Annotated in this window: 22 protein-coding genes and 5 tRNA genes; 16 read left to right on the top strand and 11 right to left on the bottom strand. The window is 66.2% G+C overall.

Translation table 11 applies throughout. From position 1 onward, the window contains the following. Positions 1-340: 340 nt before the first annotated feature. Together htpX and Q376_RS0118365 are read right to left on the bottom strand one after the other, a co-directional pair. Positions 341-1249, bottom strand: coding sequence for a protease HtpX (htpX, locus tag Q376_RS0118370; protein WP_027351533.1), 909 nt, complete (start codon positions 1247-1249; stop codon positions 341-343). A gap of 176 nt (positions 1250-1425) precedes the next feature. After that, the gene (locus tag Q376_RS0118365) at positions 1426-2640 is read right to left on the bottom strand and encodes a pyridoxal phosphate-dependent aminotransferase (RefSeq protein WP_027351532.1); all 1215 of its coding nucleotides are present in this window, start codon (positions 2638-2640) and stop codon (positions 1426-1428) included. Positions 2641-2819: 179 nt separating this feature from the next. On the opposite strand from Q376_RS0118365, the gene Q376_RS0118360 reads away from it, so the two are divergent. Continuing rightward, positions 2820-3992: an anhydro-N-acetylmuramic acid kinase gene (locus Q376_RS0118360; RefSeq protein ID WP_027351531.1), complete on the top strand. Its 1173-nt coding sequence runs from the start codon at positions 2820-2822 to the stop codon at positions 3990-3992. A 36-nt stretch (positions 3993-4028) separates the two neighbouring features. On the opposite strand, the gene ylqF is transcribed toward Q376_RS0118360, so the two are convergent. Next, on the bottom strand, positions 4029-4970 hold the full coding sequence (ylqF, locus tag Q376_RS0118355; protein ID WP_027351530.1) for a ribosome biogenesis GTPase YlqF: 942 nt from the start codon (positions 4968-4970) through the stop codon (positions 4029-4031). 273 nt (positions 4971-5243) lie between these two features. Here ylqF and Q376_RS23465 point away from each other — a divergent pair, with 273 nt between their 5' ends. Continuing rightward, positions 5244-6524 carry an acyltransferase family protein gene (locus Q376_RS23465; protein WP_169739045.1) on the top strand — a complete coding sequence of 427 codons (1281 nt, stop codon included), beginning with the start codon at positions 5244-5246 and terminating at the stop codon, positions 6522-6524. A gap of 1 nt (position 6525) precedes the next feature. Here the strand turns inward: Q376_RS23465 and msrB are convergent, their stop codons facing one another. After that, positions 6526-6933, bottom strand: a complete 408-nt coding sequence (gene msrB / locus Q376_RS0118345; protein WP_027351529.1) for a peptide-methionine (R)-S-oxide reductase MsrB — start codon at positions 6931-6933, stop codon at positions 6526-6528. Positions 6934-7278: 345 nt separating this feature from the next. Here msrB and Q376_RS0118340 point away from each other — a divergent pair. The 4 genes from Q376_RS0118340 to Q376_RS0118325 all read left to right on the top strand — a co-directional run bounded on the left by Q376_RS0118340 (position 7279) and on the right by Q376_RS0118325 (position 7647). Further along, positions 7279-7354, top strand: a tRNA-Glu gene (locus Q376_RS0118340). Between the two features lie 34 nt (positions 7355-7388). Beyond that, positions 7389-7464 (top strand) — tRNA-Gly (locus tag Q376_RS0118335). Between the two features lie 3 nt (positions 7465-7467). Beyond that, positions 7468-7543: transfer RNA gene (locus tag Q376_RS0118330), tRNA-Glu, on the top strand. Between the two features lie 28 nt (positions 7544-7571). Next, positions 7572-7647: transfer RNA gene (locus Q376_RS0118325), tRNA-Gly, on the top strand. 547 nt (positions 7648-8194) lie between these two features. Here Q376_RS0118325 and Q376_RS23460 read toward each other — a convergent pair. Next, a complete protein-coding gene (locus Q376_RS23460; RefSeq protein WP_425402442.1) occupies positions 8195-8695 on the bottom strand; it encodes a nucleotidyl transferase AbiEii/AbiGii toxin family protein in 501 nt (166 codons plus the stop codon). Then, positions 8688-9446, bottom strand: coding sequence for a type IV toxin-antitoxin system AbiEi family antitoxin domain-containing protein (locus tag Q376_RS0118315; protein WP_027351528.1), 759 nt, complete (start codon positions 9444-9446; stop codon positions 8688-8690). The genes Q376_RS23460 and Q376_RS0118315 overlap by 8 nt, the downstream gene beginning before the upstream one ends. Before the next feature lie 163 nt (positions 9447-9609). Here Q376_RS0118315 and Q376_RS24530 point away from each other — a divergent pair, with 163 nt between their 5' ends. Next, positions 9610-9708 (top strand): type II toxin-antitoxin system YhaV family toxin, encoded by a 99-nt coding sequence (locus Q376_RS24530; RefSeq protein ID WP_425402443.1) that lies wholly within the window; start codon positions 9610-9612, stop codon positions 9706-9708. A gap of 321 nt (positions 9709-10029) precedes the next feature. On the opposite strand, the gene blh is transcribed toward Q376_RS24530, so the two are convergent. Further along, the gene (gene blh, locus Q376_RS0118310) at positions 10030-11325 is read right to left on the bottom strand and encodes a bifunctional sulfur transferase/dioxygenase Blh (RefSeq protein WP_027351527.1); all 1296 of its coding nucleotides are present in this window, start codon (positions 11323-11325) and stop codon (positions 10030-10032) included. 320 nt (positions 11326-11645) lie between these two features. Next, positions 11646-11990: a hypothetical protein gene (locus Q376_RS0118305; protein WP_027351526.1), complete on the bottom strand. Its 345-nt coding sequence runs from the start codon at positions 11988-11990 to the stop codon at positions 11646-11648. 316 nt (positions 11991-12306) lie between these two features. Here Q376_RS0118305 and imuA point away from each other — a divergent pair, with 316 nt between their 5' ends. Genes imuA through Q376_RS0118290 form a run of 3 tightly spaced genes read left to right on the top strand, consistent with a single transcriptional unit; the run spans position 12307 to position 17406 of the window. Further along, entirely contained in the window at positions 12307-12909 is a 603-nt protein-coding gene (gene imuA / locus Q376_RS0118300) for a translesion DNA synthesis-associated protein ImuA (protein ID WP_043448686.1), read from the top strand. A 7-nt stretch (positions 12910-12916) separates the two neighbouring features. Next, on the top strand, positions 12917-14329 hold the full coding sequence (locus tag Q376_RS0118295) for a Y-family DNA polymerase (RefSeq protein WP_027351524.1): 1413 nt from the start codon (positions 12917-12919) through the stop codon (positions 14327-14329). Further along, entirely contained in the window at positions 14305-17406 is a 3102-nt protein-coding gene (locus Q376_RS0118290; RefSeq protein ID WP_027351523.1) for an error-prone DNA polymerase, read from the top strand. The genes Q376_RS0118295 and Q376_RS0118290 overlap by 25 nt, the downstream gene beginning before the upstream one ends. A 14-nt stretch (positions 17407-17420) precedes the next feature. Here the strand turns inward: Q376_RS0118290 and Q376_RS23455 are convergent, their stop codons facing one another. Genes Q376_RS23455 through Q376_RS0118275 form a run of 3 tightly spaced genes read right to left on the bottom strand, consistent with a single transcriptional unit; the run spans position 17421 to position 21661 of the window. Continuing rightward, on the bottom strand, positions 17421-20087 hold the full coding sequence (locus Q376_RS23455) for an AAA family ATPase (RefSeq protein ID WP_052365513.1): 2667 nt from the start codon (positions 20085-20087) through the stop codon (positions 17421-17423). Beyond that, complete coding sequence (locus tag Q376_RS0118280) at positions 20084-21202, bottom strand: metallophosphoesterase family protein (RefSeq protein WP_027351522.1); 1119 nt, start codon at positions 21200-21202, stop codon at positions 20084-20086. The genes Q376_RS23455 and Q376_RS0118280 overlap by 4 nt, the downstream gene beginning before the upstream one ends. A 21-nt stretch (positions 21203-21223) precedes the next feature. Next, entirely contained in the window at positions 21224-21661 is a 438-nt protein-coding gene (locus Q376_RS0118275; RefSeq protein ID WP_027351521.1) for an Lrp/AsnC family transcriptional regulator, read from the bottom strand. A 163-nt stretch (positions 21662-21824) separates the two neighbouring features. Here Q376_RS0118275 and Q376_RS23450 point away from each other — a divergent pair, with 163 nt between their 5' ends. The 6 genes from Q376_RS23450 to Q376_RS0118245 all read left to right on the top strand — a co-directional run bounded on the left by Q376_RS23450 (position 21825) and on the right by Q376_RS0118245 (position 26345). Continuing rightward, a complete protein-coding gene (locus tag Q376_RS23450; protein WP_081803645.1) occupies positions 21825-22796 on the top strand; it encodes a DMT family transporter in 972 nt (323 codons plus the stop codon). Between the two features lie 67 nt (positions 22797-22863). Next, a tRNA-Glu gene (locus Q376_RS0118265) sits at positions 22864-22939 on the top strand. 233 nt (positions 22940-23172) lie between these two features. Continuing rightward, on the top strand, positions 23173-24117 hold the full coding sequence (locus Q376_RS0118260) for an ABC transporter ATP-binding protein (protein WP_027351520.1): 945 nt from the start codon (positions 23173-23175) through the stop codon (positions 24115-24117). Next, positions 24118-24891, top strand: a complete 774-nt coding sequence (locus Q376_RS0118255) for an ABC transporter permease (protein WP_027351519.1) — start codon at positions 24118-24120, stop codon at positions 24889-24891. Further along, positions 24891-25745, top strand: coding sequence for an NADPH-dependent 7-cyano-7-deazaguanine reductase QueF (gene queF, locus Q376_RS23445; RefSeq protein ID WP_052365512.1), 855 nt, complete (start codon positions 24891-24893; stop codon positions 25743-25745). Before Q376_RS0118255 ends, queF begins: the two co-directional genes overlap by 1 nt. A 42-nt stretch (positions 25746-25787) precedes the next feature. Continuing rightward, positions 25788-26345 carry a nitroreductase family protein gene (locus tag Q376_RS0118245; RefSeq protein ID WP_027351518.1) on the top strand — a complete coding sequence of 186 codons (558 nt, stop codon included), beginning with the start codon at positions 25788-25790 and terminating at the stop codon, positions 26343-26345. Positions 26346-26383: the final 38 nt, after the last annotated feature.

The following is a 26383-nucleotide window of genomic DNA, read 5'->3' as shown; positions in this document are numbered from 1 at the left end:
GCTGGCCGGCAATCGATTGCACCGGGGTTTGCGACATGGATGTCGCAAAAGGCGCGCCCGGACAGGGATGTCCATGCGCGCCGACCCGAGGGCAAGCGATTGATCGGCCAGGATTTCGCGATCTCGTGGCGGCGCGTCCCCTTTCAGGGGGAGCGCGAGGGGACCGCCCCTCGCATCTAAGCGAGCAAGAGGTGCGTTAGGACCCAAACGGTTCTCGACTCGCCAGGATCGAGAGCGTCGCTGGGTCAAAAGGGGTTTGTCATTAATCTGGCGCGGCCCTCGGGGGCCGCGCTTTCTTTGGCGAGTGGACTGCATCACGTCGACAGTGATGATGCGAGGTTCACTGACGGTAGGCGGCTTCCTTCAGCGCGCGGATGCGGTCGTCCAGCGGCGGGTGGCTGGCGAACAGCTTCTGCAGCAGCTGTCGGGTCTGGCCCTGGGTGATCGCCATCGCGGTCATCGATGCCGGCATCTGGTCGGGAAGCTGGGTTTCCGCCTTGAGCCGGGAGAGCGCATTGATCATCGCACCGCTGCCGGCGAGTCGTGCACCGGCGGCATCGGCGCGGTATTCGCGCCAGCGCGAGAACCAGGCGACGATCATGCTGGCGAGAATGCCGAAGACGATCTCGAGCACGGTAACGACGACGAAGTAGCCCATGAAACCGAGCGCGTTGCCGTTATCGCTGCCGCGGCTCAGGAAGGCGTTGATCGCTTGGGCGACGATCCGGGCGAAGAACATCACGAAGGTGTTCACCACGCCCTGGATCAGGGTCAGGGTGACCATGTCGCCGTTGGCGACGTGGCCGATCTCGTGGGCCAGCACCGCGCGGACTTCCTCCGGGCGCATCTGCTGCATCAGCCCGGCGGACACCGCGACCAGTGCATCGTTGCGGTTCCAGCCGGTGGCGAAGGCGTTGGACTGCTGGGCGGGGAAGATCCCGACGTCGGGCATCTTGATCCCCGCGTCGCGGGCGAGCTCGGCGACGGTGTCGAGCAGCCACTGCTCCTGCGAATTGCGCGGCTGCTCGATGATCTGGGTGCCGGTGCTCATCTTGGCCATGGTCTTCGACATGAACAGCGAGATGATCGAGCCGACCATGCCGAACACGAAGCAGACGATCAGCAGGCTCATCGGATCGGCGCCGGTCGCCTGGTAGAGATAGGCGTCGACGCCAAGCAGTCTCAGGGTGATGCTCGCGACCAGTACGACCGCCAGGTTGGTAGCGAGAAAGAGGGCGATCCTCATCATGGCGAGGCTGTCTCCAAGGTTGTTTTCACTGCGCCGTCCGAGCGGATGGGGCTCGTCGCGGATGGGGGAACCGTTCGACCAAGGTCGAAACGGCGCGAACCTGAGCCCTAGATAAGGGGGCCGAGGGGAATATTCAAGATGCCCTTAAGCGCTGGTTCATGCCCGGTCCCCGGACGTCAGCGCCTGCGGGCGAGAAAGCGGGCGAGTCGATCGATCGCCTCAGTCAGCTGCTCGCAGTGGGGCAGGGTGACGATACGCAGGTGGTCTGGGGTCGGCCAGTTGAATGCAGTGCCCTGGACCAGCAGGATCTTCTCCTCCAGCAGCAGTTCGAGCACCAGCTTCTGGTCGTCCTCGATCGCGTAGATCTCAGGGTCCAGGCGCGGGAACATGTAGAGCGCTCCCTTCGGCTTGACGCAGCTGACGCCGGGAATCGCGTTGAGCTTCTCCCAGGCGACATCGCGCTGGGCGCGCAGCCGCCCGCCGGGCAGCACCAGGTCGTTGATCGACTGATAGCCGCCGAGCGCGGTCTGGATCGCATGCTGGGAGGGGACGTTGGCGCATAGCCGCATCGAGGCGAGCATGTTGATGCCCTGGAGGAAGTCCTCGGCGTGGCGGCGCTCGCCTGAGATCACCATCCAGCCGGCGCGGAAGCCCGCGCAGCGATAGTTCTTCGACAGCCCGTTCATGGTCAGGATCAGGATGTCTTCGGCGAGCGCGGCGGTAGAAACGTGCTCCGCGTCGTCATAGAGGATCTTGTCGTAGATCTCATCGGAGAACACGATCAGCCCGTGCTCGCGGGCGAGGGCGAGAATCCCGCGCAGCGTCTCGGCCGAGTAGAGCGCGCCGGTCGGGTTGTTCGGATTGATGATCACCAGCGCCTTGGTGCGGGAGCTGATCTTGGCGCGGATGTCTTCGAGGTCCGGCTGCCAGTCCTGCTGCTCGTCGCACAGATAGTGCACCGCGCGCCCGCCGGCGAGGTGGGTGGCGGCGGTCCACAGCGGGTAGTCCGGGGCCGGCAGCAGCACTTCGTCGCCGTCGTCGAGCAGCGCCTGCATCACCATCATGATCAGCTCGGAGACGCCGTTGCCGATGTAGACGTCCTCGATGCCGACGCCCTTGATGCCCTTGCGCTGGCTCTCCTGCATGATCGCCTTGCGCGCCGAGTAGAGCCCCTTCGAGTCGCAGTAGCCTTGGGCGGTGGGCAGGTTGCGCATCACGTCCTGGAGGATCTCCTCCGGCGCTTCGAAACCGAACGGGGCAGGGTTGCCGATGTTGAGCTTGAGGATGCGCTGGCCTTCGTCTTCCAGTCGCTTGGCGTGTTCCAGCACGGGACCGCGGATGTCGTAACAGACGTGGTCGAGCTTGTGGGACTTGCGGATCGGGGCATTCATGGCTTGGAAATCGGAAACCCTGCTGACGGCAATGGTGAGGTTGAGGACGGCGGCGGGCGCAACAGCGCACCAGCATACTCCTTCGCTGGCTGGACGCGCCACGCCTTGCGATGGTGGATCGAGCTGGCATCATGGCAGGGCCTGCTCCTGCGGGCGCCCACTGATACCTTGGAGTCGCGATGAACGTCATCGGCATGATGTCCGGCACTTCCTTCGATGCCATCGACGCGGCTTGCGCCGAGATCACCCTGATCGACCACCGCCTGCGCCTGCGTCCGCTGGGCATGCTCAGCCGTCCTTACCCGCAGGCCGTGGCCACGAGGCTCGCACGGGCGCTGCCGCCGGCGGCCACCGACCTTGCTACGCTCTGCCGGCTCGATACCGAGATCGGCCAGGCGTTCGCCGAGCTTGCCCTAGAGGCCGATCGTGGCCTCTGCGGCGGGAGCGCGGAGCTGATCGCCTCCCACGGCCAGACGGTCTTTCACTGGGTCGAGGCGGGGCAGGTCGAGGGTACGCTGCAAATCGGCCAGCCGGCCTGGATCGCCGAGCGCACCGGCAAGCCGGTGGTCGCCGACTTCCGCCCGCGCGACGTCGCCGCCGGCGGGCAGGGCGCGCCGCTGGTCAGCGCGATCGACGCGATGTGGCTGCGCGGCCGGCCGGGGCGGCCCGCGGCGCTCAATCTAGGTGGGATCGCCAATCTGACCCTGGTACCGGAGGGCGGTGAACCGCTGGCCTTCGACAGCGGCCCGGCCAATGCGCTGATCGACGCCGCGGTGCGCTTGTTCAGCGCGGACCGCGAGCATTTCGATCGTGACGGTGGCTGGGCGGCCCGGGGCAGGATCGACGAGGCTTGGCTCAGTGAGCTCCTGGCCGAGCCCTACTATCTTCGACCGGCGCCGAAGACCACCGGCAAGGAGCTCTTCAACCTCGCCTATCTGCAACGGGCGCTGGCGCGACGACCGCAAATCGCCCCGGAGGACGCGCTGGCGACGCTGACCGCGCTGAGTGCCGAGAGCGTCGCCGGCGCGGCGCGGGGGCTGGGCGTCACCGAACTGGTGGTGTCCGGCGGTGGGACACGCAATCCGCTGCTGATGAGGATGCTCGAGCGCGCGCTCCGCGGCGTCCGGGTGATCAGCGCCGACGCGCTGGGGCTGCCTTCGGCGGCCAAGGAAGCCTACGCCTTCGCGCTGCTCGGCTTTCTTACCTGGCATGGGCTGCCCGGTACGGTGGCGAGCTGCACGGGGGCCCGCGGGGCACGGGTGCTCGGCGCGATCACTCCGGGTGCGCAAGCACTGAAACTGCCTGCGCCGGCGTGCCCGAGCCAGCCGCTGAGCCTCGAGATCGTCGGCTGAACCTGGGTATCGGGTGCGAGAGGCGGGCGCCTCGGCTCAGCCGGTCTTTTCTTCGTCCGGCCCGCCCGGCGCGGGGATGTCCTCGGGGCTCTCCAGGCTCAGCCTGCCGAGCTTGCCGTCGCGCAGCTCATGGAGCAGCACCTCGGCGCCGCGGTGGAGGTCGAGCACGCCGCCGCTCTTGAGACCGCCGCGCTTGCGCGCGATCTCGGCGATGATCGCTTGGCCGTCGAAACCGGCCAGCGCCTGCAGGTCGATCTTGCGCGGACCGTCGGCCTCGATCTCGCCGACTTCTACAGGGGCGACGTAGGCCGGCAGCTCGGTCAGCTTGTAGCGGGCCTTGAGCGCCTCGGGGTAGCGCCGGGCCAGCTCGGCGGCGGTGATCGTCGCCACGTCGAGGTAGTCGAGCGCGGTATCGCGGATCGCGCCGCTGGCCGCCAGCCGATAGCCGCTGGCCTGGTCTTCGATCTTCGGCCACAGCACGCCGGGGGTATCGGTCAGCGCGATGCCATTGTCGAGACGCACGATCTGCTGGCGCTTGGTCACCGCCGGCTCGTTGCCGACCTTGGCGATCTTGCGCCCGGCGAGGTTGTTGATCAGCGTCGATTTACCGACATTGGGAATGCCCATCACCATCACCCGTACGTCGCGATCGGCCCTGACCTGGCCCGCGAGGTCGCGGCACAGCGCAGGGATTTTCTTCAGCGCACGCTGGTCGCTGGTGACCATCGCCAGCGCCTGGGTGTTCGGCTGAGCGTCGAAATGGGCACACCACGCCTCGGTGAGCCTGGGGTCGGCGAGATCCGCGCGGGAGAGGATCTTGAGCACCGGCTTGTGCCGGGTCAGTTCGGCGAGCATCGGATTGGCGCTCGAGTAGGGCAGGCGGGCATCGAGTACCTCGATCACCACGTCTATCGCCGGCAGCGCTTCCTTGATCTGGCGGCGCGCCTTGTTCATGTGTCCGGGAAACCAACCGAGCATCGCGTATTACCTGTGCCTGCGTATGAGTGCGCATTCTATTCGCTGGGCCAGCGCCGGGCCACCGCCGGTGGGCAGTGGCGGGACTTGGCCATTCGCCAGTATGGCGGGGGGATAGGACCAATGGCCCTGGCGATATCCTGGACGATATGTAAGGTAGACTTAATTTACACCGTGCAATCGATTCTGCTTCGACTACAATTCGCGCCTTTCGCGACGGGCAGGTGCTCCAGAGGGGCGGCTCCGGGCGGGTAGCTGCGTCGAACAGGAGGCAGAGTGAATACATCGATACCAAGTTCCGCTTCCGGTCGCGAGCGATTCTACGGCTTGGAGTGGCTGCGCTTCCTGATGGCGCTGGCCATGGTGGTCTACCATTTCGGTGGGCTCTATGGGGATCTGCCGCTGGTCGCACGCAAGATCATCGGCATGGGGTTCTTCGCCACCAGCACCTTCTTCATGCTTTCCGGCTTCCTGCTCGCCCACGTCGCGCTCGATGGCGCTGGCCGCTTGAAGGGCAGTGCGCCGGCCTTCGTCGCCAGGCGGCTGTGCAATCTCTATCCGATCCACCTGATCACGCTGCTGCTCTCCTTGAGCCTGCTGCTCTTCCAGTACCCGATCGTGCCGGAGGGAGTCTACGTCTATTACAACTCCCATCCCTATGTGGCGCCCGATGCGCAGCTGCGTGAGCTGTTCGGCGCGCGGTTGCCCTGGGTCTCGGCGATCGAGCACATCGGCCTTCAGCTTTTCCTGCTCCAGGCGTGGGAGCCGAGATTCCTGTGGCTGAACGGCGCTTCATGGTCGATTTCGGCGCTGTTCTTCTTCTATCTCTGCTTCCCCTCGGTAGCCCCCCGGCTGATGGGGTTACGCCGCTGGGGCTTGGCTTTGCTGGCGATCTGGGGCCTTTACATGCTCGGACCGCTGCTCGCGACCCTGAGCCAAGCGTTCGATCACGTCACCGTGGGGATGTTGCACCGCAATCCGCTGTTCAGGCTGCCTGAGTTCCTCGTTGGCGTCCTGCTCTACCGGGCGCATCGCGAGGCGTGGTTACGTGATGCACTGATTCGGCACCGGCACGCGCTGATCACCCTGGCGCTGTGCGGTGTTCCCCTCGGCGCGTGGCTGCTCACCCTGGATGGCACCAGCTTCTACTATCTGGTCCACAATGGCCTGCTGCTGCCCTTCCAGGCGCTGCTGCTGCTCGGTGCCAGCGCGCTGCGAGCGCCGCGCGGCGAAAAGAGCAAGCGCCTCGCCCAGCGGCTCGGTGAGGCGGCGTTGTGCATCTTCGTGCTGCATACGCCGCTGATCGGCCCCTTCGCCCGGGCGACTCGCTGGTCGATCGAGCAGGGCGCGGCGATCATGCAGCTCGATATCGAAGTCATCGGTCTGCGCGAGCTGCCGATATGGAGCATGCCCTTCCATCTGCTCGCGATCGTCGCGCTGGCGCTGTCCGTCCAGCGGTGGGTGGTGGCGCCGACGCGAGGCTGGCTGGAGGCGCGGCTGCCGCGCGCCTGGCAACGACAGCCAAAGCGCGAGGCGCAGCGCAGCTCCACGGCGTGAGTCATTCGTCCGCGCGGAACTTCAGCGCCACCGAGTTGATGCAGTAGCGAAGTCCGGTGGTGTCCTGCGGGCCGTCGGGGAATACGTGGCCGAGGTGGGCATCGCAGCGTCGGCAGGTGACTTCGATACGGCGCATGCCGTGGCTGGTGTCGATGTGCTCTTCGACCGCTGCATCGGCAAGCGGCCGATCGAAGCTTGGCCAGCCGCAGTGCGAGGCGAATTTGTCGTCGTTGCGAAAAAGCGGCGCGTCGCAGCACACGCAGTGGAAGGTGCCGATCACCGGGGCGACTTCATAGTCGCCGCTGAACGGTGGTTCGGTGCCTGCCTCGCGCGTCACCCGGTACTGCTCGGGGGTAAGCGTCTCGCGCCATTCGGCGGCGCTCTTGGTGACTTTTTCCTGATCGCTCATCTCTCTCTCCTCATCGGTCGCGGTCGGTCAGCGCCTTGCCAGGGCGCTCGATGCCCTCACCGGGTGAGGGCATCTCGCTGAGAGATGGGGGCGTGGGCCGCGATTAAAAAGCGCCACTGCACGCGTACCCGCCATATCGTATCTCCCGCATCGTCAGCGACCAGCCGTCGCTGCAAGGCAGGTAGCGCAGCCGATGGATCCCGCGCGCCTGCTTGGGCTCGAATTGAAGCCTGGAGATCGAGTGCGTGTCGAAGAAAATGGGCGGATATCAATACGCTATTGACACTCCCAGGGGTGATGGGTAACATGCGCGCCACCTGATCGAGACACCGAGACGGCAGCAACGTCCCGTTCGTCTAGTGGCCTAGGACACCGCCCTTTCACGGCGGTAACAAGGGTTCGAACCCCTTACGGGACGCCACTTGATTTCGATGTCTTCAGGGTGCGAAGTACAGGCGGGAATAGCTCAGTTGGTAGAGCGCCACCTTGCCAAGGTGGAGGTCGCGAGTTCGAGCCTCGTTTCCCGCTCCATGCGTCCCATTCGTCTAGTGGTCTAGGACACCGCCCTTTCACGGCGGTAACAGGGGTTCGAACCCCCTATGGGACGCCACTTCTTCTTCGCTTGGCGGCACTGTTACGCGGGAATAGCTCAGTTGGTAGAGCGCCACCTTGCCAAGGTGGAGGTCGCGAGTTCGAGCCTCGTTTCCCGCTCCAAGATTTTCGTCCATGGACATCCACCAATTTCCATAGATGATTGAAAGAAGGCCGAAAACTTTGTTTTTCGGCCTTCTTTTCGTCCAGCATCGTCTACTGGCGTCCGCCTACAGCCACGCGATTTAAGGCCATTTTTGAGTCCATTTCTTGAGCTGCATTCGCGGCGGATGGACAGGCTCTCGCGCAATCGATCCGCATAGATGTTTCAATCCGGGCCTTCTTCTGGAGACATCATGGGGCTCCCAGATTCTGCGACACAACAGGCAAAAGCTGTTGGTCACCCCTATGCACAGTCCGACAGCGATGAGCTGACTGCCGGAATCAACAAGCTGATCTATGACAGCTGCTACATAATTGCTCATGATTGGAGAGATCGGAGATCTGATCATCGTTGATAACTGGCTGACATTGCATAGTCGGTTGCCAATGTCCGAAAGCTCCAGAGCACGAGAACTGTGGCGCGTCTAGGTCTTCTGAGCCAGTCTGCAATTTCTGCCTTTCCGATCCAGGGCGGTGGTGGGCTCTGCTCATCGCCCAAAAAATAGCCCTACATCAAGCGCATCAGCCTGTGCGGCAAAGTCTCGTGGACGGCGTTTCTGGAAGGTTGCCAGGTTGGCGAGCTTCCAGCGCAACGCGGGCAACTGGCCGGCGTGCGGGCACTCAACGGCCTGCGCTCGATGGGCAGCACCGTGCCACGGAACACGACATTGACCTCGACCTCGACCTCGACCTTGACCTGGCTGGCCTCGTTCTCGGCGATCAGCTTGGTGTCGCCAAGGTCTTTGCTACGGATCAGCCGTGTCTGTACGCCAAGGCGTTCGACGCGCTGCGCGATGGCGGCCAGTTCCTGGTTGATTGCCTGTAATGCCTGGTCGCGTGGTGTCTGCCAGGGGCGGTACACCACATCTATATCCACGGATAGGCGAGGCATGTCCTGCAGGAACAAATTGATGGCCGTGCCACCCTTCATGGCAAAGATGTCGTTGTCGAACACGTTGGGCGCGATGTTCAGCAATAGGCGGACGGTATCAGCGTAGTGTTTATCCATGAGGGTTCAGGCTTAACAGGGTTCCATCATCCAGCCGACTCATCCAGCGCTTGGCGCTGCCGGAGCGTACCGAGTATTGCGCCAGCAACTCATCCACGTCGATGACGCCGGTTTCCCGCGCCCAGGTCAGGAACAGACGCACGGTCTTGACGCTGGTGCAGCAGGCCAGCAGCCGTCCAAGCACGTCCTTGCGCGGTGAGCGCAGGCCGTCGAACAGGTTGCGGGATTCCTCGAGGCTTTCCCGCGAGCCGGTGTCGTAGAGCAGTTCCAGCACTGCGCGCTCGGGCACTGCCACCCGCAGCCCAGCGAGCTGTCCGGGTGGTGTGTGCAGGGTCTTACTGGCGAGGTCATCGTCGGGCCATTCGAACAGCCTGGCGTTGACGTAGCGCGCTGGAAAGCGCGTGGTGAACCAGGCAGGCAACGCAAAGCGGGCCTCGCCCCAGAGCACCAAGGTTTCCTTGGGAGCCAGGTTGTGCCGAACCCCTTGCAGCGCCAGGGCGCTTTTGCCGCCAACGTGCAGCCCGGCGACCCGCTCTTGCAGGAGCCGCAGCGCACCACTGGCGTCAAAATTGTCGTTGGGATAGGCATAGACGCCGTGTCCCAGGCGCACCAACCAGCCGCTCTCGGCGTAGCGGGCGGCCAGTTTGGGCGACACGCCGAAGGTTTCCAGCATGGCGAGATCGAACGGCGCTCCCCGAGGAAGTTCCGCCTGCAGGCGCTTGATTATCTGATGTCGTGAATGTTCACTCATGTATGAAATATACGTCCAAATCTAATCAGACACCACTGGAGTTGATAGATTTTTCTCTGAAATTCACCCCATAGTGGAATTTCACGCTTAAATCTAATCCTAACCCGCCTGGTTGAAAAACGCAGCCAAGATAGGCCCACCGTGCCACTGACGACGGGCCAAGATTGGAAGGCAATTCCACCTATTCTTCCGGTACGACTCGAAGGTAAAGATCATCGTCCATGCTTGGGTCAACGATGAATCATCGAGCAACTTCATGTGAAACATCTGCCTCAGCGATGACGACTAATGGGGCTTTGCACAGTACATGGATGTCAGCGGAAGCTAATGGATGAAGACGGGTAGCCGACGCTGACGTTGTGAAACAGTTAGTCCACAATCTAGTCCATTCAGTCACTCTGGGTGAGAGTATTTAATTTTTAATCAATGGGTTATGGCTTCGTCCTGGAGTTCGTTTCCCGCTCCAGAATTCGATGTCCCGCTTTCATCGAGTGGATATCAAGAGAAAAGGGCCTCCGGTCCCTTTTTTCGTGCGTGCCGAACAGGGTGTCGCTGGCCGAGCGCTCGCCAGCGCCCAGGGAGGCTACCAGGGCGCGTCGCCGAGCGCGTCGAGGGGGATCTTGAGATAGCGTTTGCCGTTCGACTCAGGCTCGGGCAGTCGCCCGCCGCGAATGTTGACCTGCAGTGCGTGAAGAATCAGCTTCGGCATCGGTAGCGTATGGTCGCGCGCTTGGCGCAGCGCCACGTAGTCCTGTTCGTCGATGCCGACGAGATGGGCGTTGGCACGCTTTTGCTCGGCAACGCTGCTTTCCCAGCGCGGTGCGCGCCCCTCGGGCTGGTAGTCGTGGCCGGTGAACAGCCGGGTCTGGTCGGGCAGGGCGAGAATGCGCTGGATCGATCGCCACAGCCTGCGTGCGTCGCCGCCAGGAAAGTCCGCCCGCGCGCTGCCGCTATCGGGCATGAACAGGGTGTCGTGGATGAAGGCGGCGTCTCCGACCAGATAGGTGATCGATGCAAGCGTGTGCCCGGGGGAGAACAGCACCTCGGCCTCCAGGTTGCCGATCATGAACCGCTCGCCATCGGCGAACAGCCGGTCCCACTGCGAGCCGTCGGTCGCGAGTGCCGGCCAGTGGTAGATCTCCTTCCATAGCTTCTGTACCTCGATTACCCGCTCGCCGATCGCGGTCGGCGCACCGGTGCGGCTGCGCAGGTAGTGGGCGGCGGAGAAGTGATCGGCATGGGGATGGGTATCGAGGATCCACTGGAGCTTGAGATCTTCACCAGCGATGAACTCGAGCAGTCCATCGGCGCTGCGGGTCGAGGTAGCACCGGATTTCTCGTCGAAGTCGAGCACCGGGTCGATGACCGCGCATGCCCGCGTATCCGGGTCGATCACCAGGTACTGGATCGAAAAGGTGCGCGGGTCGAAGAAGCCCTCGACACGCGGGCGGCTCGAGCGCTCGCGCTCGAGCCAGCGACGCGCGGCGCTAAGGTCGATGCCATGTCGCTGGCCGAAGCCGACCACCTCGTCCTCTTCCATCCGGCCATCGAGCGCTTCTCCGAGCGCGAAGAGCATCAGCGCCCGGGCGCCGGTCTTGCAATGCGCCACCGCCGGCCCGCTGGCCTCGGACAGCGCCGCCTGGAAGGCCCGGATGTCCGCCTTGGTGATCGTGGTCCCGGTGACCGGAATGAACGCATAGGCCATCCCCGTGCGCTCGGCCGTGTGCCGTTCGCAAGCGTGGCCGGGCTGGCTCGCTTCTTCGTCATCTGGGCGAGCATTGATCAACAGGGTGAAGCCTTGATCGGCCCATTGGGCGATATCGGTCGAATTCGGCTGGGGGGCGATCGAGAGCCGCTCGTTGATCCTGGTGACGCGCATGCGGTAGGACCTCGGATGAGAGAGGTGAATAAGGAATAAGTATATAACCAAGAAAAGAGCAGCGTCCTGCGCTCCTCTGGCGTTTGGCTCAGGGGCCGACGGAACGATCGATCACGCCGGTGCGCGCGCCTGAGCCGGCAGGATCACGCAGATGCAAGAGCTTGGCGAGGAGGGCTTGGGGCGGGGGCTTGGGCGAATCATGGGGACAGCCCCCGATGGCGCTGGATCGCACCGGGGCTGTCCTCAAGTAGGGCGGGGGTCGAGCAGAGGGTCTTCATCTCGCTTGGCATCGATGCCCAAGCGTCCGGCGTGCCGCCGGTTCAGTGCTCGCTGGCTGCTGGCTGCATCTCGAAGGCCTCGCCCGGGGTCATGGCGGCGAAGCACCACATGAACAGCCCCATCGCACCGGCGAACGGCTGCTCGACCAGGAAACAGAGCATCAACAGGGTGGACAGCAGTGACCATGACCAGCTGCCCGGCAGGCCGATGTCGCGAAGCCTGGCGGTCAGCGCAATGCAGAAGACCGGGGTGAGCGCCAGCCAGAGCCAGACCTGCTGAACGAATGCCTGGTAGGTGTCATGGGTCGCCACCACGGCGATCGCGACCACGGCGTTGAGGATCAAAAATGGCCATAGACCCAGCTTGAAGGTGGACTTGGGCGACATCGATTCATCTCTCCGAGCTTTTTGATGCCGGCACTATACGTGATGAGAATCAAAAGGATAGGAAAACGCTAGGTTATTAACCTGGCGTTAAAGAAGCCGGTTCGTCGTGTGGAAAGATGCCTCGCTCGGCGGTGCGGGGCGGGAGCAGGAAAGTCGCTGGCTGTGAATTTTAACTGTACGTATGGACAGTATTTTGCCCATGGGGTACAACTGCGCCCATGAACCGACTACTGCCCATCCGAGAAGCTTCTGCTCTTCCTGGCCGATCCGCTCGGGGGTGCCATCTCGTCTGGCGTTGCAAAGCGAGAGGGCATCGATGAGCGGATTGGAAGCCCTGCTCGATGAACGCAGGATCTGGCGCGGCCGCGAGACGAACCGACCGCCGACGGGCTGCCCGAGTGGACACGATGCGCTGGACGCGGCCCTGCCGAGTGGAGGTTGGCCCGAGGCGGCGGTGACCGAGATCCTCCTGGCCGGGCAGGGCATCGGTGAGCTCGCGCTGCTGTGGCCGGCGCTCGCGCGCCTGAGCCAGGCGGGGGAGCGGGTGGTGCTGGTGGCGCCGCCCTGCCTGCCCTATCCACACGCCTGGGCTCGGGCCGGTGTGGCGCTGGAGCGTCTGGCGCTGATCGCGGCGGATGAGCGCGATGCGCTGTGGGCGGCGGAGCAGTGCCTGCGCTCGGGGAGCTGCGGTGCGGTGCTGTGCTGGCCGAGAATAGCGGACGATCGGGCGCTGCGCCGGCTACAGGTCGCTGCCGAGAGCGGCCAGACCCTGGCATTCGTTCACCGTCCGCTGGCGGCGCTGGCCAATCCATCGCCCGCGGCGCTGCGCTTGGTGCTCGAGCAGGGGCGGATCAGGGTACTCAAGTGCCGTGGCGGGCTGGCGCCATCCACGCCGATCGCATTCGCGCGGGCGGGGTGAGGCGACGATGCGCTGGGCTTGCATCCTGCTGCCGAGGCTTGCGCTGGATGGCGTGCTGCGCCGCCATCCTGATCCCGCGGCTCCCTTGGCGCTGGTCACCGGGGCGTCGCAGCGTCGCGTGCTGCATGCGGTCAACCCAGCGGCGCGGGCGCTGGGCCTGCGCCCGGGCCAGTCGTTGACCGCGGCGCAGGCGCTGAGCCGCGATTTTACCATCCACGCCTATGATCCACGGGATGCCGAGCGCTGGCAGCGGCTGCTCGCTGCCTGGGCCTATCGCTACAGCTCCCAGGTCAGTCTGCACTATCCGTGCGCGCTGCTGGTCGAGATCGCGAGCAGCCTGGCGCTGTTCGGCCCCTGGCCGCGCTTCGAGGCGCGGCTGCGCGAAGCGCTCGCTGCGCTGGGTTTCACTCACCGGATCAACGTCGCACCCAACCCCGCCGCCGCGCGAGTGCTGGGCAATGCCCACGATGGCCTCGCCGTGACGAGTCAGAAGGCACTCAAAGACGTGCTCGGCGCGCTGCCGGTCGAGCGCGCCGGACTGCCCCGCGATGCGGTCGAGGCGCTCTCGAGGATGGGGCTGCGTCATTTGGGCCAGGTGCTGGCGCTGCCCCGGGCGACCTTGACCCGGCGTTTCGCCCCCGAGGTGATACGTCATCTCGGCGAACTCCTGGGCGAATGGCCGCTGGCGCTCGAGAGCTACCTGCCGCCGGACGAGTTCGACCTGCGTCTCGAGCTCAACTTCGAAGTCTCCTCCCACCAGGCGCTGCTGTTTCCGCTCAGGCGCTTGATCGGCGACCTCTCCGCCTTCCTCGCCGGTCGTGACAGTGGGGTGCAGCGCTTCACTCTCGAGCTCGAGCATGTCAAGGGGACGCCGAGCCAGGTCCCGGTCGGGCTGCTCGGTGCCGAGCGCGACCCTGGGCTGCTGTTCGAGCTCGCCCGGGGCCGGCTCGAGCGTACCCGGGTCGGCGCGCCGGTACGCGCGGTGCGGCTGGTCGCGCGCGAGCTGCCGCCTTTCGCACCGGAGCGACGCGAGTTGTTCGAGGCCCGTCCCCAGCAGTCCCAGCCCTGGGAGCAGTTGAGGGAGCGCCTGCGCGCACGGCTTGGCGACCATGCGGTGCATGGTCTCGGCACTGTGGGGGACCATCGTCCCGAATGCGCCTGGCAGCCGGCGTTCCTGGCCTCGGCCCAGGTGGATGACACCCGGCCGCGCCCGGGCTGGCTGCTGGCGCGGCCGATACCGTTAGACGCCGAAGTGGCGGGCATCCTCGCCGGTCCCGAGCGGATCGAGTCGGGCTGGTGGGATGGCGGCGACGTGCGTCGCGATTACTACCTGATCGAGACTCGCCAGGGGCAGCGTGCCTGGGTCTATCGTGAAGTGGGGGGAGATGGCCACTACTGGCTGCAGGGGTGGTTCGGATGAGCCCCGACTACGCCGAGCTGCACTGCTTGTCCAATTTCAGCTTCCAGCGCGGCGCCTCGAACGCGGACGAGCTGTTCGCGCGCGCGCGCCGGCTCGGCTACCGGGCGCTGGCGATCACCGACGAAGCGACCCTGGCCGGCATCGTGCGCGCCTGGCAGGCGGCCAGGCAGCACCAGGTGGCGCTGATCGTCGGTGCCGAGTTTCGCATCTATCAAGGGCCCAAGCTGGTACTGCTGGTCGAGGACCTGGCCGGCTACCAGCGGCTCTGCCGGCTGATCACCCGTGCGCGCGGGCGGGCGGAGAAGGGCCGCTATCAGCTGCTCGAGGATGATCTGCGCGAGGAGGGCTGCGATGGGCTGATCGCACTCTGGGTGCCCGATGACGAAGACGACGCCACGCCGGGCCGCCGGCTGGGCGAGCTGTTTCCCGGGCGGCTGTGGCTCGCGCTCGAGCTGCATCGCGGGCCGGACGACGCCGCGCGCTGCGAGCGGCTGCTCGGACTGGCCCGGCGGCTCTTGATCCCGGTGGTGGCCTGTGGCGACGTGCACATGCACGCCCGCGGGCGGCGTGCGCTGCAGGACACCATGGCCGCGATCCGTCACCACACCACGGTGGCCGAGGCGGGCCATCGACTGTTCGCCAATGGCGAGCGCCACCTGCGTCCGCGGGACGCGCTGGCCGAGCTGTATCCGCCGAAGGCGCTGGCGGAGAGCCTGGCGATCGCCGGGCGCTGCGGCTTCGATCTCGGCCAGCTGCGCTACCGCTATCCCCATGAGCTGGTGCCCAGGGAGCACACGCCGGCCAGCTGGCTGCGCGAGCTGGTCGAGAAGGGGATGCTCGAACGCTGGCCCGAGGGGGCTTCCACCGAGGTCAAGGCGCTGATCGAGCGCGAACTGGCGCTGATCCATGAGCTCGGGTTCGAAAGCTACTTCCTCACCGTCCACGACATCGTCGCCTACGCGCGCGGCCAAGGCATCCTCTGCCAAGGGCGCGGTTCGGCGGCCAATTCGGCGGTGTGCTTCGCGCTCGGGATCACCGAACTGGATCCGACGCGGATCAACCTGCTGTTCGAGCGCTTCATCTCCAAGGAGCGCAACGAGCCGCCCGATATCGACGTCGACTTCGAGCACGAGCGGCGCGAGGAGGTGATCCAGTACGTCTTCCGACGCTATGGCCGCCATCGCGCCGCGATCACCGCCGTGGTCAGCAGCTACCACGCCGCCGGCGCGATTCGTGACGTCGCCAAGGCGCTTGGCCTGCCGCCGGACCAGGTCAATGCGCTGGCCGACTGCTGCGACAGCTGGAGCGATCGGCTGCCCTCGGCCGAGCGGCTGGTCGAGGGCGGCTTCGATCCGGCGAGCCCGGTACTCAAGCGGGTGCTGGCGCTGTCCCGTGAGCTGGTCGGCTTTCCTCGCCATCTCTCCCAGCATCCGGGCGGCTTCGTGATCTCCGAGGCGCCGCTCGACACCCTGGTGCCGGTGGAGAACGCGGCGATGGCCGAGCGCACGGTGATCCAGTGGGACAAGGATGACCTCGACCTGGTCGGGCTGCTCAAGGTCGATATCCTCTCGCTCGGCATGCTCAGCGCGCTGAGGCGCTGTTTCGCACTGATCGAACGCCACTACGGGCGACAGCTGACCCTGGCGTCGGTGCCTGCCGAGGACGGGCCGACCTACCGGATGATCCAGAACGCCGACACCCTCGGCGTGTTCCAGATCGAGTCGCGGGCGCAGATGGCGATGCTGCCCCGGCTCAGGCCGAAGACGTTCTACGACCTGGTGATCCAGGTCGCGATCGTGCGCCCGGGGCCGATCCAGGGCGACATGGTGCATCCCTACCTCAAGCGCAGGCGGGGCGAGGAGCCGGTGAGCTACCCCTCCGAGGGACTGGAGCGGGTATTCAAGCGCACCCTCGGCGTGCCGCTGTTCCAGGAGCAGGTGATGGAGCTTGCGATCACCGCCGCGGGCTACAGCGCGGGCGAGGCCGATCAGCTGCGTCGCTCGATGGCGGCGTGGAAGCGCCATGGCGGGCTCGAGCACCATCGCGAGCGGTTGACCCAGGGCATGCTCGAGCGCGGCTACGATGCCGGCTTCGCCGAACGGATCTTCGAGCAGATCAAGGGCTTCGGCAGCTACGGCTTTCCCGAATCCCACGCCGCCAGCTTCGCGCTGCTGACCTACGCCAGCTGCTGGCTCAAGTGCCACTATCCGGCGGCCTATGCCTGTGCGCTGGTCAATAGCTGGCCGATGGGTTTCTACTCTCCCGACCAGGTACTGCAGGACGCTCGCCGCCACGGCATCAGGGTCCTGCCGGTGGACGTTCGCTACAGCGCTTGGGACTGCTCGCTCGAATCGGGTCGTGACGGTGCATGGGGAATCCGGCTGGGGCTTCGGATGGTGCGCGGCTTTCGCCAGGTGCAGGCCGGGCGGATCGAAGCGGCCCGGGCAGAGGGAGCGTTCAACGACGTAGCGGAGCTGGCCCGCCGTGCCCGGCTCGAACCCCGCGCGCTTGCGCTGCTCGCCGACGCGGGGGCCCTGCGTGCGCTGGCGGGCAACCGCCATCGGGCACGCTGGGCCGTGGCGGGTATCGAAGCGCAGCGTCCGCTGTTCGCCTCGCTCCCTGCCACCGAGGAGCAAGCGGTCCCGCTACCGCTGACCAACACCGGCGAGGACCTGCTCACCGACTATGCCACCCTGGGCACCACCCTGGGGCCGCATCCGCTGCGGCTGCTGCGCGGGCGCGCCGAACTGCGCCGCTGCGTCGACTCCCGCGCACTGGCCGGGCTCGAGCAGGGGCGTGGCGTCAGCGTCGCTGGGCTGGTGGTCGGCCGCCAGCGGCCGGGCACCGCCAGCGGGGTGATCTTCGTCACCCTCGAAGACGAGTTCGGCATGGTCAACGTGGTGGTCTGGCGAGCGCTCGCCGAGCGCCAGCGCCTGGCGCTGGTCGAGTCGCGGCTGCTGAGGGTGAGCGGGCGGCTGGAAAGCAAGGAGGGCGTGCGCCACCTGATCGCCCATCACCTGCACGATATCAGCGCGCTGCTCGATGGGCTCGACGTGCGCAGCCGCGACTTTCAATAGGGTGTCAACACGCCCTAGCGCGTGGGCGCGTCCTGACCCGCGTGGACGAGATCGGGGATCCGTCGCTCAGCGACGCCCAAATCCGCCCAGGCCTCGGGATGGCAGCTGAAGATCAGCAGCTGATGGCGGGTCGCCGCGTCGAACAGCACCCGCTTCATCTGCGCGAGCCTGGATTCGTCGGCGTGTACCAGCGCATCGTCGAGGATCAAGAGCGTCGGTCGTCCGGCCTCCTTGAGCAGGTCGGCGTAGGCGAGACGGCTGATCACGCCCATCTGCTCACGGGCGCCGAAGCTCAGCTGGTCGAAATCTCCATGCTCGACGCCGTGCGCGCCGGGGCGGGTCAGGCTGACTGGGGCCAGGCCCTCGTCGAGCTCGAGCCGGGCCTCGGGCAGCAGCAGGCGCAGGTAGCGTTCGAGATGATGCACGAGCGGCGCCTGGAGCCGCTGGGTGAGCCGCTGGCGCTTGTCGCGCAGCCGCTCGAGCAGCAGGTCCAGCGCGCGGGCTCGACGCTCCAACTCATCGCAGCGGCGTGTCAGCTGGGCAAGGTCGCGGGCGAGCTCCGCGCGGCGCTCCTCGAGACCTTGGGCGCCGAGGCTCTCGAGCTCGACCTCGAGCCGCGTCATCGCCTCGCGGCGCTCGGCGAAGCGTCGTTCCTGCTGCTGGACGCTGCGCTTCAGCCGTTCGACGTCCTGGGCGAGGATCTCGGGCTGGTCAGCCTCGAGTTTGCGCTCGAGCGCCTCGATCCGGGCGAGCTGGGTGGCGAGCTCGGCATTGGTCTCGGTCTCCTCGCGGTGGCCGGCATCGAGCCGCGCGGTCCGCTCCGGTGCCTCGAGCGCCGCCTGCGCAGTGGCCAGCTCGCGCTCGTCGACGTCGCACTGTACCTGGGCCCGGCTCGCGCGTAGCTGCGCCTGGCGCAGCGCTTGGTCGACCTCGCGCAGCTCGCCGTCGAGCCGCTCGTCTTCGGCTTCGACGGCGGCGATGTCGAGCGCCGGCTCCCGCGCCTCGGTGGTCAGTTCGGCAAGCGTGCGGATCAGCGTCTCGCGCTCCTGCCTGCGCGCGGCGCACTCCTCACGCAGCGCCTCCACCCCCGCCGGCGCGAGGGCAGCCAGCGTCGCTTCGAGGGCGCGCGCCTCGGAGTCGAGCTCGCGCTGCTCGACCAGCCGCGCTTCGGCGCGGTGGAGCGAGTCCACGCCGAGCCTCGCCAGCCGCTCGGCATGAAGCTCCGAGAGTTCGCGATGGCGTGCACCGAGGGAGGAAAGGTTCGCGCCTCCAGGGGTGATCCTGAGCGTGCCGAGACCCGGCAAGCGCAGCGTTGCGGGGCCGAGCAGCCGGCGTTCGCCCTGGCCTTCGAGCGGCTCGCCATCGAGCTCGATGCGCTGCTGCTCATCGAGGCTGAAGTCGAGCAGGGTGGCGGCGGCGCGGCGTTCGATCTCGAGCTCGCGCAGCCGCGCCTGCTCGGCGCGCAGCGCCTCCACTTCCGATGCCTCGATCGCGCTGGTGCCGCGCAGCTCGGCGAGCTTGCGCGCCCGCTGGCCCGCGCTCTCGACCTGGACGAGCCGACGCTGGCGCTGGTCGAGCTCGTCGTCGAGGCGCTCGATTCGCTGCGCCAGCTGTGCGCGACTGGCCTGCTGGCGCGCCTGGCGCAGCCGGTCGCGACTGTGCCGACGCGCTCGATCGACCTGCTCGAGCCGGCCTCGCCAGGCGGCGAGCTCGGCGTTGGCGCTAGCCAATGCCTGGGTGCTCAACGTCAGCGCCTGGCGGCGTTCGTCGACCGCCAGCCGCTGGGCGGTGAAGCTCTCGAGCCGCTCGCGCAGGAGCCTGATGCGCGCCTCGATCTGCTCCGCGCGCAGGCGCTCGTCGGCCAAGCGACGCTGGCGCTCGTGTGCCTGCCTGAGCTGGTCCTCGGCCGCTTCGAGCCGCTCGCGCAGCGCGCGGGACGGCGCCTCGCGCTGGTCGCGTTGGTGCTCGGCGCGCAAGCGGGCGAGCTCATCGACGCGTTGGCGGTAGCGGCTGATTTGCTCGTCGAGCTCGTCGAGCTGCGTGGAGAGCGTGTCGCGCTGCTTGAGCGCGCGTTCGAACTCTCCGCGCGGCTTGCCGGTGGCCGCGGTGAGCAGCTCCAAGCGCAGCGCCTCGACCCGCGAGATCAGCTCGTCCCCACCGCTCGCCGCGACCTCGCCGAGCGAGCGTTCGAGTGCACTGCGCAGCTGATCGGTGGCGTGCTCGACGGCGGGGCGGATCTCCTGGGCATCGCCCTGGCGAATCCATAGCAGCCCGGGAATGCCCCAGTGCTCGGCCTTGCTCGCGCCACGGCTGGGCTGCTGGAAGCCGAGCAGGTCCTTGATCCGCTCCTCGGCGTCGTCGCCCTCGAAGCGCTCGCCGTCGATCAGCAGCTCGCAGCGCTTGCGGGCAAGGAAACTCTTGGTCAGCCGGTGAAAGCGGCCGTCGAGTTCGAACTCGAGCATCACCGTGGGGGCGACGCCGCTCTCGCCCCAGGGGCGCAGCTCATCGACGTTGCTCGAACGATGACGCTCGAAGAACGCGGCTCGGATTGCCGCCACCAGGGTGCTCTTGCCGGCCTCGTTGGGGCCGGTGAACAGATTGAGCCCGGGATCTAAATGATCGAGCTCCACCCCGGAGCGAAACCGCTTGAACTGCTCGACGCGCAGCTTCGAAAGCCTCATGGGCGCTTCTCCTTGCGCTCATCGAGCAGACCAGCCAGCAGCGCCAGCGCATCTCGTGCGACGGCGCCTTCGCTGCCCCCTTGCTGCTCGCGCAGTTCGTCGATCACTTCGCCGACGTAGCCGTCGGCGGCGAGCGCATCGAGATCCTCGACGGTCGGCTCGAGCCGCAGTGCCTGGGTGTCGACCCTGAGGCTTCTCGCCCGGCCGCGGGCCTGGCCGAGCGCGGTCTCGAGCCGCCGGTGAGCGGCGAGATCGAGACTGCCCTCGAGGATGAGCGCGACGACGTCGTCGCCGCCGAGCGCGGCCAGCCATTCGAGCAGGGCGTCCAGGTCGCTCGCCACCCGCAGCGTGCGTGTTTCCTGCCGCCAGCGGTAGCGTCCGGTCTCGAGCTGGGTGACGCGAGGCTCGGTGCCGGGCGCGTCGAGTTCGACCAAGAGCGCGCGTCCCGCGTCGTTGGCCTTGAAGCGGTCGGGCTCAGGGGTGCCGGCGTACCAGCTGCGCGCATCGATGCGCTTGGCGCCGTGCCAGTCGCCGAGCGCCAGGTAGTCGAGCCGCGCTTTGTCGGCCCTGTCCTGCGCGATCGGATTGGGCGAGTCGATCGACTCGATCAATATTCCCTCGACGCTGCCATGGGCGAGGCCGATCCGCAGCGCTCCCTCGGGGGTCGCGGCCAGGTCGAACCAGTCGGTGAGGTCCTGGTAGGTGTGGCGCTGGGTCAGCGGCGCCGGTAGCACCACGAGGTTGGCCGCTTCGAGATGCAGCGGCTCCGGGCGCAGGCAGAGGTGGAGGTTGGTCGGCAGCGCATCGAGCCGCTCGGCACGGCGCCACACCGACTCGGCCAGCGCCGCGTCGTGGTTGCCGGGAATCATCACCCAGGGGCCGGGAAAGCCCGCCAGGGCATTGAACAGTCGGTGCAGGGTCTTGTCGGCGACGGTCTGGGCATCGAACACGTCGCCTGCGACCAGGACCGCGTCCACCTGGTGCTCGGTGGCGAGCATGGCGAGGCGCTCGACGGCGAGAAAGCGGGCCTCGCTGAGCAGCGCCGCCTCGTCGGGTTCGAACTGGCCGAATGGCTTGCCGATCTGCCAGTCGGCGGTATGCAACAGCCTGATCACATCGTGCTCCGGGGGAAGGGGTCAGCCAAGCGGCGGCAGCCGGCGCTTCACCGGGCTGGTCTTGACGATCGAGGTGTGCGTCTCGGCCTGTCTCGCCAGCCGGTCGAGCAGCGCGTCGAGCTGTTCGAGCGAGCGTACCTGCAGCCGCGCGTAGAAGCAGTCCTCGCCGGTCACCTTGTCGCATTCGGTGATCTCTCCGATCGACTGGATCTCGCGCTCGACGTCATGCAACCGCCCCGGTAGAGGGCGGACCCGCACGATCGCCTGGAACTGATAGCCCAGCGCCCTGGGCTCGATGTCGATGGTGTAGCCGCTGAGAATGCCGCGCTCCTCGAGCCGCCGCAGGCGCTCGGCGACGCTCGGTGGCGAGAGGCCGCAGATCGCCGCCAGCGACTTGAGCGAGCTGCGGCCATCCTCGGTCAGCGTGGCGAGCAGTTTCTGGTCGATTGAGTCGAGCATTTTCTTTTCTAAGCCAGAATCGGTGAGCGGGCTTGATAAAAAAGCCAGGGTAGCGCTTTGGGCTTGGATGTTCCATGGATGCGATGCGCCCGCCAGAGCAAACTTCTTAGTCATCGGAGTATAGCCATCGACGTCCACATCCTGAGCTCGAGAGGAGGTATCCATGGAGCGACACCTGCGCGGTGGGGCGGTGCGCATGATTGCGGCGATGCTGATATCTGGCAGCACCGGCGCGCTGGTGCTGGTATCGGGGCGAGCGGTCGAGGAGGTGGTGTTCTGGCGCTGCCTGTTCGGTGCGCTGGTGCTGCTGCCGGTCTGCGTGGCAATGGGCTGGCTGCGCGGTGAGTGGATGAGCCGGCGGGTGCTGGCGCTGAGTGCACTCGCTGGCTTGCTGATCGTCGGCAACTGGCTGGCACTCTTCGCTTCCTATTCGCGGGCCTCGATCGGCGTCGCCACCGCTCTCTACAACACCCAGCCGTTGATGCTGATCGCGCTCGGCGCGCTGCTGTTCAAGGAGCGTCCGCGGCCGGCCAGGCTCGGTTGGCTACTGCTCGCCTTCGCCGGAACCTTGCTGCTGGCCGAAGGGCATGGCGAAATCGCCTACGCCGAGGGCAGCTACGCCAGCGGCATCGCGCTCGCGCTCGTAGCCGCACTGCTCTACGCCGGCGCGGCGCTGGTGGTCAAGCGGCTCGATGGCGTGCCGCCAGGGCTGATCACCCTGGTCCAGCTCGGCGTCGGTGTAGTGCTGCTGGCACCGTTCGCCGGTATCGATGCGCTGCCTGCGTTCACCTTCACCACTTGGTGGTGTTTGGTCCTGCTCGGCGTGGTGCACACTGGGTTCATGTACGTGCTGCTCTATGGCGCGATCCAAAAGCTGCCCACCTTGCTGGTCGGCGTGCTGTCGTTCGTCTACCCGCTTTCGGCAATTGGGATGGACTGGTTGGTGTTCGGCCAGCGGCTGACGCTGGTGCAAGGCGCCGGCGTAGTGATGGTGCTGGTCAGCGCGGCGATGGTGGGCCTGTTGCGTGATCGCATGGCGGTGCGACCGGCGCTCGGCTTGGCTGGCTCGGCCACTGAGGCCCGCGGTGACGAGCTTTCGGCCAGGGCTTGCCAAGCGGGAACGAGTCGTGAATAATGCGCCGCGTCGCGGGTCAAGCAACCAGCGGCGCGGCGCACCGGGAACAGCCGGTTTCGCCTTCTGCGTCCCATTCGTCTAGTGGTCCAGGACACCGCCCTTTCACGGCGGTAACAGGGGTTCGAACCCCCTATGGGACGCCACTTTCCTTACTTCCCGGCCAGCCTTCGGGAAGCGAATCGAGAGGCGCCGAGAGGCGCCTTTTTCGCCTTCTGGCGCTAACCCATGGCAGTGCGACCCGCCCTTTTGCGCTAGAATATTGCGCCTTCTCGTTCCGGCGTTCTCTGCCGCTGCGAATACCACTGACGTGCTCGCTGTCTGGTCGTCGATGCCGCGCGACCGGCTCACGCGTCGGTTTCAAGTACAGGAGTAGTGGATGGCGGCTCCAGCCCTTTCGATCCGTGGCCTGACCAAGGTCTACGCCAATCATCACCAAGCGCTCAAGGGTATCGATCTCGAAGTCGCCGATGGCGATTTCTTCGCCCTGCTGGGCCCCAACGGGGCCGGCAAATCGACCACGCTGGGGATCATCTGCTCGCTGGTCAACAAGACCGCGGGGAAGGTGGAAATCTTCGGCATCGACATCGATCGCGACTTCTCCAAGGCCAAGTACGCTCTCGGCGTGGTGCCTCAGGAGTTCAATTTCAATCAGTTCGAGAAGGTCGAGGACATCGTCCTCGCCCAGGCCGGCTACTACGGCATCCCGCTCAGGCGGGCCAAGCCGCGCGCGCGCCAGCTGCTCGAGGACCTCGGGCTCGCCGACAAGCGCGATACGCCCGCGCGGATGCTCTCGGGAGGGATGAAGCGCCGGCTGATGATCGCGCGGGCCTTGATCCATCAGCCGCGGCTTTTGATCCTCGACGAGCCGACCGCCGGGGTCGACATCGAACTGCGCCGCAGCATGTGGGAATACATGCAGCGGATCAATCGGGAGGAGGGGACCACGATCATCCTCACCACCCACTATCTGGAGGAGGCCGAGAGCCTCTGTCGCAACATCGCGATCATCAACCGCGGCGAAATCGTCGAGAACACCAGCATGCGCGCACTGCTCGGCCAGCTCGACGTCGAGACTTTCGTGCTCGATCTCGCTGCACCCTTGGAAAGCGTGCCTGAGATCGAAGGCTTCGCGGTCGCGCGCCTCGACCCTTCGCAGCTCAGCCTATCGGTGAGCCGGGGCCAGCGAATCAACGACGCCTTCGCCGCGCTCACCGCCCAAGGCATCGAGGTGGTGTCGATGCGCAACCGCGCCAACCGGCTCGAAGAGCTGTTCGTCGCGCTGGTCGAGGACAAGCAGGGTGGTAAGGGAGGAATTCGCTAAGTGAATGCACAGCAGACCTTGATCGCACTATGGACCATCGTGGTGCGTGAGATTCGTCGCTTCATGCGGATCTGGCCGCAGACCCTGTTGCCACCCTCGATCACCATGGCGATGTACTTCCTGATCTTCGGCAACCTGATCGGTTCGAGGGTCGGCGAGATGGATGGCTTCGACTACATCGACTACATCGTACCGGGCCTGATCATGATGTCGGTGATCACCAACAGCTACTCCAACGTCGCTTCGTCGTTCTTCGGCAACAAGTTCCAGCGCTCGGTCGAGGAACTGATCGTCTCGCCGATGCAGGGCTGGACCATCCTTACCGGCTTCATCGCCGGCGGTGCCGCTCGAGGCCTGCTGGTCGGCCTGATCGTCACCCTGGTGTCGATGTTCTTCACTCGGCTCGAGGTGGTCCATCCGCTGCTCACCTGCCTGGTGGTGGTGCTCACCGCGACGCTGTTCTCGATCGGCGGCTTCATCAATGCGCTGATGGCGAACAAGTTCGACGATATCTCGATCGTGCCGATCTTCGTGCTCACGCCGCTGACCTACCTCGGCGGGGTGTTCTACTCGATCCACACCCTGCCCGAGTTCTGGCAGCACGTCTCGCTGCTCAACCCGATCCTCTATATGGTCAACACCTTCCGCTTCGGTATCCTCGGGGTCTCCGACATCGCGGTGGGCTGGGCGCTGGTGGCGATCGTCGGGTTCAACGTGCTGTTCTTCGCCGTGGCGCTGCGCATGCTCAACCGTGGCAAGGGGATTCGTCACTGATGAACGATCATGCAACACACCCAGGGCTCGATGACGCCCCGCTCGGTCACGCATCGCGCTATCCCGAGCGCTACGATGCGGGGCTTCTGTTTCCCATCCCCCGTGCCGCCAATCGCGCCGGGCTGGGCCTGGCTCCCGGTGCGGCGCTGCCGTTCGTCGGGCTGGACCAGTGGCAGGCCTTCGAGCTCTCCTGGCTGGATCCGCGCGGCAAGCCGGTGGTGAGACTTGCGCGTTTCACCGTGCCGGCGAACTCACCCAACCTGATCGAGTCGAAGTCGTGGAAGCTGTATCTCAACGGTTTCAATCAGATGCGTCATGCCCATGAGGCAGAGGTCGCGGCGCTGCTGCGCCGCGACCTGAGCCAGGCCGCGGGGGCACAGGTCGAGGTGGCGCTGTTCGGCGTCGACGACCCGGTACTGGCCACCGTGCGTCTGCCGGGAAGCTGCATCGATGGGCTGGATGTCGGGATCGAGGACTATTCGCCGAATCCGGCGCTGCTGCGCTGCGTGGAGGATGAAGTGGTCGAGGAGACGCTCCATTCGCATCTGCTCAAGTCCAACTGTCCGGTCACCGGCCAGCCCGACTGGGGCAGCGTGGTCGTGCGCTATCGCGGGCCTCGCCTGGTCGCCGCGACCTTGCTCGCCTACCTGGTGTCCTATCGCAACCACCAGGATTTCCACGAGCACTGCGTCGAGCGGATCTTCCTCGATCTGCTCGAGCGCGCACGCCCGGAGCGGCTCGCGGTGATGGCTCGCTACACGCGACGTGGTGGTCTCGATATCAACCCCTGTCGCGCCACGTCGCTCGATGCGCTCGACCCCGCCTGGCTCGATGCCCGGACGACGCGCCAATAACCTGCAGCGGGCGAATGCCTGTTGCGAGCATGGAGACGAAGGATGGATGCCAGGACGCTGCTGCTCGAGCGTAATTCCCACGGCAAGCTCGAAGGCCCGGCTCCCGAGGCGAGCCAGCTCGACACGCTCTACCGCGCCGCGCTGCGCGCACCGGACCATAAGGGGCTGACCCCCTGGCGATTCGTCGAGATCGTGGGCGAGGGGCGTGCGCGGCTCGGCGAGCTGTGTGCCCGCGCCGAACGTGCGCGCAAGCCCGACGTCTCGGAAGGAAAGCTGGACTCGATCCGCCAGAAGGCGCTGCGCGCGCCCTTGATCATCGCGGTGATCGCCAAGGTCGTGGACAACGCCAAGGTGCCACGGGTCGAGCAGGTGGTCTCTGCCGGCTGTGCGGCGCATGCGATGCTCTACGCCGCCCAGCTCGAAGGACTGGGCGCGATGTGGCGTACCGGCGACTTCGCCCACCACCCGATCGTGCGCGAGGGCTTTGGCCTGAGCCCGATCGACGAGCTGGTCGGCTTCCTCTACATCGGTCACAAGACCGGGCATGACAAGCGCCTGCCGGTCCTCGACCCTGCCGATTTCATCGAACGCTGGGACTGAGCTTCGAAGTAGGCTTCGCGGCGGCCTCGCGGAGTTAT

It is taken from the genome of Halotalea alkalilenta DSM 17697 (assembly GCF_000621205.1).
GTDB classification, from domain to species: Bacteria; Pseudomonadota; Gammaproteobacteria; order Pseudomonadales; family Halomonadaceae; genus Halotalea; species Halotalea alkalilenta.
Note: the sequence above shows the minus strand (reverse complement) of the source record. Positions and strands in the feature narration are given on the sequence as shown.